The organism is Pseudomonas sp. S12(2018) (genome assembly GCF_024355235.1).
Taxonomy (GTDB): Bacteria; Pseudomonadota; Gammaproteobacteria; order Pseudomonadales; family Pseudomonadaceae; genus Aquipseudomonas; species Aquipseudomonas palmensis.
Window position 1 is genome coordinate 40,213 of sequence record NZ_QLAD01000006.1, and the last position, 14,814, is coordinate 55,026.

The following is a 14,814-nucleotide window of genomic DNA, read 5'->3' on the forward strand; positions in this document are numbered from 1 at the left end:
TTTAAATAATTCACAGACGTTTGCCCTGCGTGTCTCACCTCGCGCCGCTATCCGAGGGGCTGCGTGTGTAGCCAGCCTCCGATCCTGACGCTTGTGCACGCTTCATTCGTGGTCTTGCCAAATGATCCGCATCGACACCATCTGGCTCGCCACCGAACCGATAGACATGCGCGCCGGTACCGACTTGAGGCTTTGGGTGGCCCCTCTCCAACGCGCCACTAGATCCAAGTTTCAAGAGCCTCGTTTGACAAGATCAAGGCCGATATGCGGTAGGATGCCTTAACCGCTGCAGACCATGTCGGGACTGCCCCAGACCAGTTTGAGACTCGCTATGACCAGGCAATTGGACGCCTTCATTGATCTTGACCGAACCTTCTCAAAAATCCGTATGGATAGTGATATTTCCGATGATACCGATTTAAGCAGTCGGCATGGCAAAAGCGGGGATCTATGTTGGCCAGATTTGCTCAACCATCACCGAGTGGTGCTGCTCTCGGAAGCGGGGTCTGGAAAGACAGCTGAAATTCGGAATGCGACCCGCCGGCTTCGGGCTGAGGGAAAAACCGCGTTCTTCCTCCGGATTGAACACGTTATGGCTCAATTGGAGGATGCGTTTGAGGAAGATGGCTCGTACGACGAGTTTGAGCGCTGGCGCATTTCGGACACTGAAGGTTGGCTGCTTTTGGATTCGGTGGACGAGGCCAGGCTGGGTGATCCAAGAGAATTTGAAAACGCGATAAGAAAGCTTGGGCGGTTGACCAAAGATATTCGCGCTAAAGCGCACATCCTCATTACAGGACGCAGCACTGCTTGGCGTGCGGTGACAGATCTAGCGACCTGCGAACGGGCTTTTGAGTTCGACGCTAACCCTCGCCAGGCTCTACCCGCTGAAGACGGTGGCGTCGAAGGCACTGTGCAAACGACCGCAAATGAAACTGTGCCAGATTCATCGTTCCTCGTGGTGACCTTGGATGATATTCATGGCGAACAGATCGATCGGTTCCTCGAGGCTACTGGTGTCAAAAACGTCAGAGCGTTTCGCACCGCTGTAGAGCGAAAGGAGGCGGAATCGCTGACCACCCGTCCGTTAGATTTCTTGGAACTCGTCGATTTCTGGCATGAGCACCATCGAATCGGTACACGGCTGGAGCTGATGAAAAGCAGCATCAATCGCCGGCTTGAAGAGCGCGATCAGGATCGAGCCGAATTAAAGCCCATCGCACCAGAGCGATTGCGTGAGGGTGTGCGCTTACTTGCGGCGGCAACGACGCTGGGACACAACGCCGCAATCCGTGTCCCCGATGGAGACGCAAATAAAAAGGGAGTTCCAGTTCGTTCCGTACTGATAGGCTGGAACGACGCAGACGCGGGAGCTTTGCTGAGCCGCCCCATTTTCGAGCCTGGGATCTATGGCACCGTTCGGTTCCACCACCGAACTGTCCGAGAGTACCTAGCCGCAGAATGGCTCCATGAGCTTATTCGTGGCGCCTCCTCGCGGGTCAAAATCGAGAATTTGTTTTTCCGCACGCAGTACGGGCTGCGGGTTATCAATCCTTCCATGCGTCCTATATTGCCTTGGTTGGCAATCTTGGACGAGCGTATCCGCACGCGGCTCGAAGAACTGGCCCCAGAAGTCTTCTTTGAAGGGGGCGATCCTAGTGAGCTCCCACTAAGCACTCGCCAAAACATTTTGCGCAAGGCGTGCGAACAGTTAGCTCAGCCTGCTCATAGCTGGGCGATGACAGACTATACGGCTGTGCAGCGCTTCGCACACAGCGACCTCACAGATGACATCAACGAGCTGTTGGTGCTTTATCGCTCCAACGACGACATCGTCTGGTTCCTGTTAAGGATGGTTTGGCACGGCGAAGTGGTAGGTGCGATTGCGGAGGTCAAACAGTTTTCCCTCCATGCTCAGCACAAACACACGCGTCTAGCCGCAATGCGAGCCATTATTGATCTGGGAACGGCTCAAGATATTGCTGATGTACGACACGGGCTGTTGGCCGGGGAGACCAAGGTTAACCGGGAGTGGTTAGCCGAAGTGATTGATGGACTTATTCTCGATGACGTCTGGCTGCCATGGCTTCTTCAAGCGATCGAGAGAACCTCCAAAAAGGAGCGTTTCAGCGGTCGGGATACGCTGGTGATGAAGCTGTCTTCGTTGGCGGAAGAGAGCCCTCTGGAACAGCTTCCAGCCCTGATTCGTGGCCTTGCCGGACTACTGGATAAGCCACCACTCAAAGAGCAAGGTTTCAGCGCTATCTCCAAGAGATTTCGATGGCTTGCGGAAATCGCTGGCATAGCAGTGCTCCGTCTGCTCGACGCGCGTGATCGTTTTGCGTTTGACGAGTCGGTGCTGTCGATTCTAAGCAAGCTGGCCCAGGGGCATGACTATGATGAGCGTGATAATCGAGAAATTGAAGAGTGGCTGAAAGAGGGCGTACCGGCGTGGCCTGAGCTCGATTACAAACTATTCTGGTATGACGTTGCTGTGGCCCGTGAAGGGCGCGTGCATCGCGACTCCGTTATTCACGTCTCGCAGTTACTGGGCTTCCAACCATTTTGGTCGTTGAACAAAGAAAGCTTCAACGTTGCCTGCGACGACATCATGAATCTAACGGAACTGCAAGATCGTCTCATGGCGCTCAGCATGGCGTTCAGAATTTTCACGGAGCATGGTAAATCACTCTCTTGGTTAAACCAGCTCAAACAAGCCACCGATAGCCATAGCGAGCTCCGTTCTCAACTCGAGACATTTTTGAATCCTCCCACGCTTGAAGTACAGGAGTGGGAGATCAAAAAAGCTGAGTGGGAAGAAAAATCTGCTCAGCGTAAAGCCGAAGAGGCAGAGCGTCGCCGCTCTTGGCGCGAGGGCCTCGCTGCTGACGTAGATCGCATTAATAGTCCAGAACCAGGAGTGATGACCCGCAGCCAGGCTTACCTGCTAGAGCATGTGCGCGAAAGCTCCTCGTCATCAACTACTTGGGGAAAAAGCGACTGGCCTTCGCTCATTGCTGAGTTCGGCCTGCCTGTAGCCCAGGCGTTCCGCGATGGCGCGATGAGCTTCTGGCGTGGATATCGCCCAATGCTACTTTCTGAGGGAGCCACTCCCAACTCAACGCCGTATCAGGTGATTTTTGGGCTCACAGGTCTTGCTATCGAAGGCAAAGAAGAACCCTCTCGCTTTGGCCAGATGTCCGCAGAGGATGCTCGAAATGCAGCGCGTTATGGTCTGCTTGAACTGAATGGCTTCCCAGAGTGGCTTCCCGGGCTGCTCGCACATCGTCCGCAGCTGGTTCAAGAAATAGTCGCTCAAGAAATTCAATACGAGCTAGACAGCCCTCAATCCGAACCTGGAGGGAACCGCGTGTTGCAAAAATTGCGCTGGGCAGGGGAGTGGATGTACGAGGAGCTAGCAGCCCCACTCTTGGCCCGGTTGAAGCAACCTGTTGGCAACTTAGAGTCTGTTCAGCTTGCTCTCACGATCGTCCAAGCGTCGTCGATCAGTGATGACTTGCTAGGTTCCCTCGCGAGCAGACGGGTGATTGAAGAGGGGAGTTCGGAGATTGCACCTACTTGGTATGCAGTGTGGATTGGTACCCAACCTTCTCTCGCCATACCGGCCCTGGCGGCTCGTATCGAATCGCTTCCATCCGATGATGAGAAAGCTAAATTCGCAATGCTCTGCCTCATCGCTCTGGTGGGTAGCCGCACGGCCAGTCGCTGCAGGCAGCACTACAAAACTGTTGAACATGCCAAGGCTCTTTATCTGCTGATACACCGATATGTTCGCATCGCAGACGACATTGATCGTACAGGCGGAGGAGTATATTCACCTGGCCTTCGTGATGATGCCCAGCATGCTCGTGACGGGCTTCTCGCCATCATTCGAGAGACACCTGGTAAAGCGTCATTCCTGGCCCTTCAAGAAATTGCAGAGTCTCACCCCGCTGAGAGCCTCCGACCGTGGAGCGCGTTCTATGCGCAGCAGAAAGCCATCGCTGACTCGCAAACACCACCCTGGGAGCCGGAAAAGGTCATCGAATTCCATAAGAATCTGGAAAGCACGCCCTCCACACACCGTGAGCTCTGGAGTCTGGTTGTCGATCGGCTTCTGGACTTGAAGCACGACCTGGAGGACGGCGACTCGAGCTATGCCGAGATACTCCTGAAGACGAACCAAGAGACTTCGATCCGTAAATTCATCGGGAACTGGTTGAGAGATCATGCGGCAGGGCGCTACGTCGTTCCTCAGGAGGAGCAGCTAGCCGATGACAAGCGTCCTGATTATAGGATCCAGAACAGCGACTTCTACGAGCCGGTGCCTGTCGAACTGAAGCTTTCGCAAAACTGGAGTGGCCCTGCGCATTTCGAACGGCTCGAGAACCAGCTATGCGGTGATTACCTGCGAGGCATCAATTCGAGCTGCGGCATCTTTTTGCTGGTGAACCATGGTGGTCAAGCCACCTGGGCGTCGCCAAGCAGTGGCCTGGTAAACTTCGAGGATCTGGTCACAGCTTTACAGGATTACTGGCTGACGATCGCTCCGAAGTTTCCAAACGTTGAGGACATCGAGGTTATTGGCATCGACCTTACCAAGCGTGGAGGGCAGGCTGCGGCCAAAGCAATCGAAGGTAATCTAGCGGTGGCCAACTATCCCGAAGATAAGTGAGCCCATGGTTTACCTGATGCAGATGGAGCGTCAAAGGCGCTGCTTTGCTCGCGCAAAAGCAAGGTTACAACATTCGTGAATGGCCGTTCGAGTTCCCTACGCTAGTCGGCTGCATCAGGAAGACGAAGCAAACGGATCAGATTCACGGCTGCGAAAATCTGTCCGAGCAAGACACTCGGTTGATCGTTGTAAAGCCCGCGATCAACATGACCACGATCATGGGGCGAGAGCTCCAAGGCCATCAATTGAGAACGTGCAGTGTCACAGGAAGCCCCTCTAAGCTCATGGGATCCAAGGTTCCGTTACTCAATTGCGACGCCGCCGCCTTAATTTTAAATAGCTGGAATCGCAAGAAATCCTTGTGCCAAGTCTTTCCCCAAAACTCCACGGTGTTCATGACAGCTAACTCCTCCATCGCTCAGCGGTGGCAAGGTGGAAAATCACCTACGTACGCAGCTCTTTGCGCAATGCGCGCCCAACAAACTTCACGACTGAGTCAGCACCTTCTCCGTCGATGTTGGACGGATCTGCGTACACCCAATAGCGGTCGACCCATGCCATATAGCAATCGGAAGTGGCTCTCGGCCATGTCTATCAAGGGAGTACCTACCAGCCTGGCGTGGAAGTATCAATGGGGCATATGGCACTATCATCTAGGCTTCGACCAACCGGTCAAACAACCTAGGGGTGTCCATGGAAAACGTTCGTTGGTTCGATCCGTCGCTGGAAGGGAGAGAACATAAGATCACAAGGAATTACGCCTTGGTCATGGGTGGCCTTGGCTCAACGGCTTTCTCTGTTTCCGAATGGTTGACGATGACGCCTGTCACCGCTTTTCTCATTGCTGTGCCCTTGATGTTAGCCGGTCGCTGGGCTGGCACCGAGTATCGCTTGATGTACAAGGCGATATGCAGGAGCATGAGTCTGTCCCGGCGCTTGCGGCTGCTTTTGCCATCTGCGCCTTTCGTTCTCGTGGGTACGTTATCTGTGGGCGTAGCTGCCGGGCTGGGGGATTGGGACACGCTGGCAGCTCTCCCCAAAAATCTGGCTCACACGTACATCCCGTTCATTTAAACGGTAGATGAGCGCGGCTTCTCCTGCTGACTCAATGTCGGCAAGTTATCTGGTGAACCGGGGCACGATCGCGACCTTCTTCATCGACGAGGAGTTCTTCGAGACCCAGAAAGCGGACTACGACAAGTACGTGTTCGGGCCTGTAGGCATTGAGGTCTACGATGTAAAAGTGTCCCGCTGGAATCGAACCGGCAGCACGTTCGCGTACGGGCAAGTTCACCACCCCAACGTCGAGGGTGGTGAGAAGGCCCCGGCGATCATCTCGACCTTCGCCCGTCGCAAGACCTAAAAACGCCTCCGCTGTACCCCACCTGCAAAGCCCGGCCTCACCGCTGGGTTTTGTCGTTTTTGCCAGCAGGCTGATCCAGTGGGCAAGACGATAGAGTCATTGGTGGACGCGTACTTGGGTAAGGGGATCGGCCTTTAAAGCTGGTGGCAGCTTGATCGTGCAGAGCTTACCCTCTGTGCAATATATGGAGAAAACTGCTATGGATCTGATTCGTCAAATGGAGCGCTCGCATATCAAGGCGTTCTACCAGCTGCTGGTCGATAGGCTTGGCGAGCAAGCCTGGGCTAAGCGCAAGGCTGCCTATGAGGCGCGCGTACGCGAGAAGGAAGACAACCTGAATCTTGCATTGCCGATCGAGCCTCAGCTCTTCGAGCCAGAAGACGGCGATGTGGACTGGTACATCTTGGCATGCGAGCAGGCCTATGACGTGCAGCAAAGCGATTCCGCCTACAGCAGCAAGCGCGTTTATCCCTATGCCATGGCCATTGGCTCTGTCGCTGAGCAGGTTCGCAACATCCCAAATATCGGTGGTGTTCTGGACAAAATGTTGGCGAACAACAACCAGCCTGACACCCAGCTCTTTGAGCTGCTGACCGCCGCGTTCTACCTGAAAAACGGCTACCAGGTTTCCTTCCTTCCGGAGATGGGCATCACCTGGCCGGACGGAAAGACCAAGAAGACCCCCGATCTGCTCGTCCAAGCAGGTGACGCCAGCTTCTATGTCGAGTGCAAGCGAGCTGCCCACCAAACTAGGCACTCGTTGGAAGAGCGGCAAGCTTGGGCTCGGATCTGGGCTAGACTTAGCCTTCACCTGCTGAAGGTTGCGCCCTGGAGCATTGTTGATGTCACGTTCCATGACCAGGTCGCACAGGCGTCGGTAGAGGACGTGATCAGGGTGGTGGATGTAGTGCTTGAGAAGGGTGCGGGTCAGGCAAAAATCGGATCGATCAGTGTCGAACTGCGTTGGGTTGATCGGGGGCCACTTGAGCGTCATTACCGCCGCTTCTTCGTCCGCCCCAACTGCCCGCAGCATGAGTCACTGGTATTCGGCGACGTCGACAGCAATGAGAAGCGCAGCATTGCGACGATCGCGGGAGGTATCGTTCGCGCTGGCCCTCCTGATAGCATTCTCAACATCTTTGTCGAAAACGTTGCGAATTGCGTCGCGGCTCAGTGGCGCTGTGACTATGAGGTCTCGCTCGGGCTACGCTCGAAGCACTTCAAGAGCCTGATCAACGACGCGGTGACCCAGATCCCACCTGATAAACCTGGTGTCATCCACTTGTTCTATGAAACCAGTGATGGCATTGCGATCGAGGAGATGAGAAGGGCGAAGAACATCGACAACATCGCGAACTACGATGCGTCCGGTACAACGGTGGCAGGCGTTCTCTTGCACGCTGTGAACTACTACCCATTGGAGAGTGGCTACCAGTGGGCTGAAACCACGCAGGATTTCGCCCGTGCTCCTAACCTCATGGATCTCTACCCACGGCAGACCCTGATGCTTTCGTCTGGCACCACGCGTGAAATGGAGGGCGATACCCATTGGGGGCAAGACAAGGCCTCTAAGAAGCCGCGTTAGCTCTGTTGGATATCAAGATCGTTCTAGATGGGGCTATCAGCAGGTCGGGGCTCAGGCGGAAGAAAAATCCGGCATCGGATCGCGGATTTTCCAGAACCATGGAGCCCCTGCGGTGTAAAGGTTTCAGCCCGATACAGACTCTAAATATCCGGATATATCTGCGGATCTGGTACGCCCTCAGAATGTCGGATATCTTTCCGTCCGCTCGCCAGGCCTACCTTGTCTGAGTATCAAGCTGAACAATCCAAGCGCTATTCAACTGCCCGGTCGCTGCGCTTCCCTTGGCGGAGCAGAGTTGAGCGGGATGCCCTGCAAACCAAATTTATATCACCTCCAGTTGTTGGGAAGCCGCCAATGGATGAGTTCATCTGCCAGGCGACGCATCTCCCGAGCGGCATGTGAGCGCGGCGCGAAATCTACGAATGCGCTGAAATACCCGTATTCCTGTCCCGGGAGAGGGGCGTCCTCCAGCATATCGATGGCGATCCGGTAAGCGCCGGTCAGCTCAGTATGCAGAGGAGGAAACTCCAGTGAGTCTACCAGCTCAAGCACGCGCTCGCGGCGCCGGCAGGTCGAGTATTTCGAGTCGATGATGTCCTGATACTGTTCATCACTCAGCTTCACAAAATCGCCGAAAAATTCTTCGAGCTCACTGCTGACGCCTCCGACATCACAGTTTGTCAGCAAGCCGAAGTAGCTTGGTGCTGTCTCGCGGCATTTGATGTTCTTCAGCGCCGAGACGAATCTCCCAGCGCTGCGCACAGCCATCGAACAATTGGTGTCCACAACCACGGCAACCAGATTTGCAAATCGCCGTACCAGTTCGAGCTCAGCGTTCACATCAAGCAACACGTAATCATGACGCGCGATCAGTTCGCAGAGTTTTTCCGTAGCTCGCTGTTTTCGTTCCAGTGCTTCTAATTCATCGGCATGAACGAACTGGTACTTCGCTTGTTCGTTTGGGGGCAAAGCCGCCAGTTGATCGCGAATCCGCTTGCGACGCTGCTTCACCGCCGATGGGAATGTGATGAGGTCGCGCTCATCGAAGAACCCTACTCGACTTGCCCAACTGCCTTGGACCGGTTGTTCGCCATCTTCGCATGCGTAACGGTGGTTATAGTCATTCGTCACGACTGCTACCCGAAATCCCAACTCAGCTAGTGCGACTGCAAGGTTCACAGTGATGGATGTCTTTCCAACACCCCCTTTGTAGCAGGCGATAGCCAGCGCTAGCCCACGTGGTTTTACATCAATCTCAAGATCCAGTTTTCGTAGGTTGATCCCTGAGCGAGCTAGGAAGCTCCACAGCGCAGCAGGGGAGGGTAAGCGTGAGGTTACGTTGCCGCTATCGGTTTCCCAGGATCTCCAGGTTCTCTCAGCAACGTTGGCCCACATCGCGGCAAGATTGACGCTGACACCGGCAGCCTCGCGGAGCTCTTTCGAATGCTTTCGTAGTTGGTTGTCCATGATCGTCCCCCAAACATCGTTGATGTCTGAAGACTAACCAAATCCGAGATGGCAAAAAAACATGAGCAGAGTGCCGGACTTTTTTACTACGAGCATCGTGCCGCGATTGGACTGCTATGAGGTCGGATGAAGAGCTCTTCAGTGGAGTCCATATTGTTGATGCCGATACGATTTTGACCCAGGTGGCTGATTTTGAATGGTCTGTCTGCAGACTATGCGATAACAGACAAGGCAATCGCTAGAGTGCATTAGGGTAGGTCAATCGAGTCCGGTAACTTGGGTCAAAATTTCATCAGACCTAACAATGCTGTATTTCTGATCTGTTAATTATTGAGAGCGTTCACAGGAAATCCGTTGCCACCGTCAGGATTGGATCCTTGTCCGTTTTTTGATTGTGCGACCCTCTAAGGACGGGAAATTGCGACACCGTGTGTATTTGCATACCGAACCAAGTGCGACTGAGTGCCGTATTCATTGGCCTCGGCCTGCATCTAGGGTGATGGAGAGGCTGTAGACGGCCCGAATTCATCAGGTTTCGGTATGGCGTGTTGCCATCAAAGCGACTTAGAATCTTTGGGATCCTATTTACGTTCTGTGGAGCTCCCAAGGGGAGTTGGCCCATTGCCGGCCTCACCACTGGACGTAACTCAGCGCAGTCAATTCATTACACGGACGTTTTCTCAGCCCTGCTTAGGCGCTGCTGCCGGCAGCATTAAGTGGCCAAACGTTCCTCGCACAAAACCCGAAACGGACTTCAATCCATGTGGCATGACAACGAGACGACGGTCGACTATCTGAACTTTGGCGTGGTGGCTGATGCCTGCGCCAGCCTTTTGCGGCAGAGTCGTGGCGAGCCGATTTCGATAGGTGTGTCAGGTGGTTGGGGGGCGGGTAAGTCCTCGCTGGTCAAAATGATCGCTGCCCGCCTCGAAACCCCGGTGGCTTCTGCAGCCCCGTCACCACCTGTTGCCACAGGTGCCCAACCCGAACACCGATACGTTGTCATCACCTTCAACCCGTGGCTGTATCAAGACTTCGAAAGCGCTCGAAGTGCATTGCTGCAGATCGTCGGTGATGAAGTGCTGAAGCTGGCCAAAGACGATGAAACGCTACTGAAGAAAGCCCTCGACCTCCTGAAACGCATCAACCTGCTGCGGTTGGCCCAGTTCGGGGGTGAGGCAGCGATCACGATAACCACGGGCGTGCCCGTCGGGACGATCGGCAAGGCGATCGGAAAGGTTTCAGGTCTCTGGAGCGCCTTCAGCTCAGACGGCGATGCGGCTGAGGGGGGGGAGAAGAAAGAAGAGGAGTCGCTGGATCTCAAGGCCGATGGTCTGTTGAATCCGGCGAAGCCTCTGTCGCTGCCTAACGAAATTCATGCCTTCAGATCCGCACTTGAAAAGCTACTGGAAGAGCTTGGCATCACCTTGGTGGTGTTTGTCGACGACTTGGATCGATGCTTACCGGAGACAGCGATTTCGACCCTCGAATCCATCAGGCTGCTCTTATTCCTAAAGCGAACGGCTTTCGTGATTGCTGCCGACAATGAATTTATCCACGGGGCGGTGAAGAAACATTTCGAAGGCACCGGCATCACGAGCGACATTGCCACTAACTACTTTGACAAGCTGATCCAAGTGCCTCTGCATGTACCCCGTATCGGCGTGAACGAAGCCAAGGCATACCTTGTGCTGCTCCTGCTCGAACGCGAGGCCAGGTCGGGGATGTTTCCACAAGACAAATTTGATCAGGCGAAGCTGGATATACCGCAACGCCTGGCCCGAAGCTGGCTCGGCGAGACGATTACGTCTTCGTTCCTCAACGAGCTTGTGGGAGCCGATACACGTCTTCAGGCATTGATGGAACTGGCGCAAGGGTTGGCAACGCTGATGTTCAAGTCCTCCAGCATCAGCGCGAATCCACGACTCATGAAGCGCTTTCTGAATACTGTCTATCTGAGGGAGTCCTTGGCGCAACCTCAAGGAATCACCCTGGACATTCCGGCATTGGCTAAGTGGCATTTGTTGGAGCGCTACAAAGAGGAGCTGGCCGACACGTTGTCATCTATGGTCAGTTCTGAAAATGACGGGCAAGTGGCGGAGTTGCTGCAGGCCGAGGAGCTCGCCCGCGATGGAGGAGCATTGTCCAAGCCTTTTGACGAGCCATTCATCAAAGAGTGGCTGCAGTTAGCGCCGGCGCTTGGTGCGACGGACTTGCGCCCCCTGCTTCACCTGAGTCGAGATACCGCGACGCGCGATTTCGGCGACGATAACATGACCCCCCCTGCGCGTGTTCTTCGTGATGTTTTGAAGGTGGCCACCAGCGCCAATGAACCGCTGACAAATGCTATTACCGCCGTCGACAGCGACCAAGCAGAGCTTGCGATGGTGAAGGCCTGGCAGGCGACTGCATCGTCGCGGACATGGAAAGCCACCGTCGAGATGATCATCCTGATTGAACCCTGCAAGGTTTATCCAGCGCTCGGAAGGCGTGCAGCAGGGCTGTTGAGTCTTGCTCCTCTGAATGCATTGGGGCCAGGCATCATACCCGCCCTTGCTGGCCAATCCTGGGCGGCGGAAGTATTGAGATCTTGGGGAGATGATCCTGCCGTGAGCGGTCATACCAAAAGGGCAATCAAGGCAGCGCTAAGGAGTGGAGTCTGATGGGAACCTCTACATCAAGTGGTGGCGGAAAGGCGGGTTCTCCGTTTGACCCGGAATGGTTAGATCAGGGCGATGCTGCCGGTGCCCCATCGCCAGATGGCGGAGCGCCGGAAGATGCTCCAAATGGTAATGAGGGTGTTCCCCAGGATGCACCTGAAAATGGTGAGGCCGGTTTAGAACCCGCCCAAGATCAGGATATTGCGCCAGATCGCAGGTTTATGCCGGCCCGCTCACAGATGGGCAAATACTTGTCTGGAGGTGGTCGTGACGCGCTTCGCGGCGCTGCCAGCAGCATGATCAAAAAGGGTATGGGTGGAGCAGGGCGCGCGAGCAACACCATGCGTGGGGTTGCTCAAGGCGCCGGCCGACTGGGATCGTTTCTCGAAGCGGTCAGGGCCGGCACCGATCCTCATGTAGTCGACTGGATTCAGAGGGTTCGCGGCCAGAACCTTTCAGCAAGCGATCTTGCTCTGGAGCTCATCAAGGAAGTCATGCCGGACACCGGCAGTGTCGACGATGAGTCATTGAGAAACGCCGCTGCCGATGCGTTAGCGCAGCTGTACGAGCAGGATCCCAATGTCGATATTTTTCAGCTTGATGATCAGCAGATCACGGCGGTCATTGGGTTCACGATCGCCAACGAAGTCTGCAACCGGATGGATCTACAGCTGGGCCAGACTTATGAAAAGCTTAAGTATTCGCCAGTTGAGATCCAGGCGTTTCGTAATGACATCAAGCAATGGGTTCACGGAGAGGTGCAGCGAATCATGGAAGGTCTTGCGGCGCAGAGAATCAATCCTCAGACCCTTGCGCATCGTGTGCTGCAGACCGCGCTGGAGGTATTTGCAGAATGATCAAGGTCATTTGTACTAGCGTTGCTCGTCTTCCCGCACAACTCGCCGAAGGGGAGCGCGCCTTCACCTATTTCAAAAGCGCCAGGCGTGAGGGTGTCGGTACCATCGCCAAGAGTTGGCACGGTTCCCTGAAGCGCAAAGGGTTCCGCCCAACCCCTGCGGCTTGGGACTTCGTTCAGTTCTGCTTGGCCGTCTGTGCGACCGACCTTTGCGCGATGCGAAGTACAAGTGCTGATGGCTGGACTCGTACAATCGAGCTGAGTGTTGGGCTTCATGAGCCATTGCGATGGGATCCGTGGAAGGTGGAGCTTGAGCAACTGCTGAGGGTGCTGACCGGGGACTATTGGACTCTGATCTTCACGGATGCAGGCCTGCCACCCCCTCAAGGACGCTTCACCGCCAAGAATCAAGATTGCGTTTCCTTGTTATCTGGTGGCCTCGACAGCCTTATCGGCGGCCTGGATCTCGTGGCCCGGGGTCGGCGGCCTCTGTTTGTTTCTCAGCTGGCTCACGAGGACTCTGAACGCCAGCGTCGCTATGCAACCCTGCTAGGTGGTGCTGATGCCCACTATCAGTGGAGTCATGGAATCAGCTTCAAAGGCCCGCGTGAACCGTCGACGCGTGGTCGTTCACTGGCGTTCTATGCCTTCGCCGTGCTGGCCGCGTCCAGGCTCGGTGCCGCGCGCCCGACAATTTACATCCCAGAAAACGGATTCATTTGCGTGAACCCTCCACTGGTTCCTGGACGAGTATCGAGCCTGAGTACTCGCACGACTCACCCTCTGTTCATCAACAAACTGCAGCAGGTTCTCGACGGCATTGGCGTCTCGGTGCAGCTGGACTTGCCCTACCGGTTCAAGACCAAAGGGCAGATGATGAATGAGTGCCTTGATCAGCCGCGCCTACAAGCGCTAGCGTCCGACACGACCAGCTGCGGGCGATTCCGTACGTACAATCGAACTCACTGCGGTCGCTGCGTGCCTTGTATGATTCGCAGGGCTGCTTTCGGTGCCTGGACATCGGGGGCCGATGCAACCCGCTACGTCTTCCCAAGGTTGGTAGGCAGCGATAAATCCAGCGGGCCAGATGATCCAATGGCTGTAGCATTGGCGGTACTTACGGCGCGTGATAGGGGCATCGACAGGTTCCTGGGGGCATCACTAGCGTTTGCCCCTATTCCTGAACGACCTCAGTATCGATCTATGCTTACCCAAGGCATCCATGAGCTGGAGGCACTTTTGACCGGAGACGGATTGCTTTGATGGATTTTCACTGCCATCTCGACCTCTATCCCAATGCACGGGAGGTCTTCGCGCAAGCGGTGGAGAGGAACATGTTCACCTGGCTGGTCACCACCAGCCCCCGTGCATTTTCCGCAACTAGCAAAGTGCTTGGCGGTCATGAAAATGTGCTCATTACGCCGGGACTGCATCCGGAAATCGTCCATGAGCGTTACGCTGAGCTCGACACTCTGATTGAGCAGATCAAGTACATATCTGCTGTCGGTGAGGTGGGATTGGATGGTTCCAAACGGTTCAAGCACAGCTTCGACGCTCAGCGTGAAGTGTTCACTGCTGTGGTCGCGCAATGCGCCAGCGTCGGTGGGCGCGTGCTTAGCATTCACTCGCGCCAGGCCGTGAGAGACGTGCTGGCGATTCTCGATGACCACCCGGGTTTTGGTACAGCAGTTCTTCATTGGTTTACGGGTACGCCTGCTGAGCTTAAATCCGCCTCAGATATGGGATGCTGGTTCAGCGTCGGGCCGGCAGCATTCAACTCGGCATCTGGTAAGGCGATTGCCAAGAAGCTGCCTCGTGATCGCGTGGTTCCTGAAAGCGACGGGCCGTTCGCCCAGGTCAATGGTGCCACAGTCATGCCGTGGAGCTCAGGCCAAACGGCTGAGCTGCTGGCTCAGGCATGGGACGTGCCAGTGGGTGAGGTGGCAATGACTCTCGAATTCAATGCTAGACAACTGATCGGTCTGATACACGGGGCCGGTTGACTCTGATCGAGTCCTCACGTTTCTCGTTGATGACTGAGGCTTTCGACCGATAAACCAGGCCTCGCACTGCACAAATGGCAGCCTCTACGTCCCGTTCGAATGATTGCGAAACTGCAATGCGTTTGATCGCCTTATCCATTAAGTCTGGTGCTCCCAAGGCTCAACGGTCTTTGGGCGCCACTCAGCTCAGTCAGCGACTAAGCAC

The 14,814-nt window shown here is 55.2% G+C and carries 10 protein-coding genes; 8 read left to right on the forward strand and 2 right to left on the reverse strand.

What is annotated here, in order from left to right:
• Positions 1-331: 331 nt before the first annotated feature.
• Positions 332-4,675, forward strand: coding sequence for an NACHT domain-containing NTPase (locus tag DN388_RS15210; protein ID WP_255000859.1), 4,344 nt, complete (start codon positions 332-334; stop codon positions 4,673-4,675).
• A 241-nt stretch (positions 4,676-4,916) separates the two neighbouring features.
• Here DN388_RS15210 and DN388_RS15215 read toward each other — a convergent pair whose 3' ends face one another.
• A complete protein-coding gene (locus tag DN388_RS15215) occupies positions 4,917-5,072 on the reverse strand; it encodes a hypothetical protein (protein ID WP_255000861.1) in 156 nt (51 codons plus the stop codon).
• Between the two features lie 296 nt (positions 5,073-5,368).
• Here DN388_RS15215 and DN388_RS15220 point away from each other — a divergent pair, with 296 nt between their 5' ends.
• From DN388_RS15220 to DN388_RS15230, 3 genes are all read left to right on the forward strand, one after another.
• Entirely contained in the window at positions 5,369-5,749 is a 381-nt protein-coding gene (locus DN388_RS15220) for a hypothetical protein (RefSeq protein WP_255000863.1), read from the forward strand.
• 7 nt (positions 5,750-5,756) lie between these two features.
• Positions 5,757-6,038, forward strand: coding sequence for a hypothetical protein (locus tag DN388_RS15225; RefSeq protein ID WP_255000864.1), 282 nt, complete (start codon positions 5,757-5,759; stop codon positions 6,036-6,038).
• A 199-nt stretch (positions 6,039-6,237) separates the two neighbouring features.
• Complete coding sequence (locus DN388_RS15230; RefSeq protein WP_255000866.1) at positions 6,238-7,623, forward strand: hypothetical protein; 1,386 nt, start codon at positions 6,238-6,240, stop codon at positions 7,621-7,623.
• Positions 7,624-7,950: 327 nt separating this feature from the next.
• Here the strand turns inward: DN388_RS15230 and DN388_RS15235 are convergent, their stop codons facing one another.
• Complete coding sequence (locus DN388_RS15235) at positions 7,951-9,090, reverse strand: AAA family ATPase (RefSeq protein ID WP_255000867.1); 1,140 nt, start codon at positions 9,088-9,090, stop codon at positions 7,951-7,953.
• A gap of 761 nt (positions 9,091-9,851) precedes the next feature.
• On the opposite strand from DN388_RS15235, the gene DN388_RS15240 reads away from it, so the two are divergent.
• From DN388_RS15240 to qatD, 4 genes are read left to right on the forward strand one after another with little or no spacing between them, the layout of a single operon-like run.
• Complete coding sequence (locus DN388_RS15240) at positions 9,852-11,753, forward strand: P-loop NTPase fold protein (RefSeq protein WP_255000869.1); 1,902 nt, start codon at positions 9,852-9,854, stop codon at positions 11,751-11,753.
• The gene (locus DN388_RS15245) at positions 11,753-12,607 is read left to right on the forward strand and encodes a hypothetical protein (protein WP_255000871.1); all 855 of its coding nucleotides are present in this window, start codon (positions 11,753-11,755) and stop codon (positions 12,605-12,607) included. The genes DN388_RS15240 and DN388_RS15245 overlap by 1 nt, the downstream gene beginning before the upstream one ends.
• Positions 12,604-13,869: a Qat anti-phage system QueC-like protein QatC gene (gene qatC, locus DN388_RS15250; protein ID WP_255000872.1), complete on the forward strand. Its 1,266-nt coding sequence runs from the start codon at positions 12,604-12,606 to the stop codon at positions 13,867-13,869. The genes DN388_RS15245 and qatC overlap by 4 nt, the downstream gene beginning before the upstream one ends.
• Positions 13,869-14,609, forward strand: a complete 741-nt coding sequence (gene qatD, locus DN388_RS15255; RefSeq protein ID WP_255000881.1) for a Qat anti-phage system TatD family nuclease QatD — start codon at positions 13,869-13,871, stop codon at positions 14,607-14,609. The genes qatC and qatD overlap by 1 nt, the downstream gene beginning before the upstream one ends.
• Positions 14,610-14,814 lie beyond the last annotated feature (205 nt).

Coding starts and splice junctions, on each gene's coding strand:
- DN388_RS15210 (WP_255000859.1), top strand. CDS start 332: ATGACCAGGCAATTGGACGCCTTCATTGATCTTGACCGAACCTTCTCA.
- DN388_RS15215 (WP_255000861.1), bottom strand. CDS start 5,072: ATGAACACCGTGGAGTTTTGGGGAAAGACTTGGCACAAGGATTTCTTG.
- DN388_RS15220 (WP_255000863.1), top strand. CDS start 5,369: ATGGAAAACGTTCGTTGGTTCGATCCGTCGCTGGAAGGGAGAGAACAT.
- DN388_RS15225 (WP_255000864.1), top strand. CDS start 5,757: ATGAGCGCGGCTTCTCCTGCTGACTCAATGTCGGCAAGTTATCTGGTG.
- DN388_RS15230 (WP_255000866.1), top strand. CDS start 6,238: ATGGATCTGATTCGTCAAATGGAGCGCTCGCATATCAAGGCGTTCTAC.
- DN388_RS15235 (WP_255000867.1), bottom strand. CDS start 9,090: ATGGACAACCAACTACGAAAGCATTCGAAAGAGCTCCGCGAGGCTGCC.
- DN388_RS15240 (WP_255000869.1), top strand. CDS start 9,852: ATGTGGCATGACAACGAGACGACGGTCGACTATCTGAACTTTGGCGTG.
- DN388_RS15245 (WP_255000871.1), top strand. CDS start 11,753: ATGGGAACCTCTACATCAAGTGGTGGCGGAAAGGCGGGTTCTCCGTTT.
- qatC (WP_255000872.1), top strand. CDS start 12,604: ATGATCAAGGTCATTTGTACTAGCGTTGCTCGTCTTCCCGCACAACTC.
- qatD (WP_255000881.1), top strand. CDS start 13,869: ATGGATTTTCACTGCCATCTCGACCTCTATCCCAATGCACGGGAGGTC.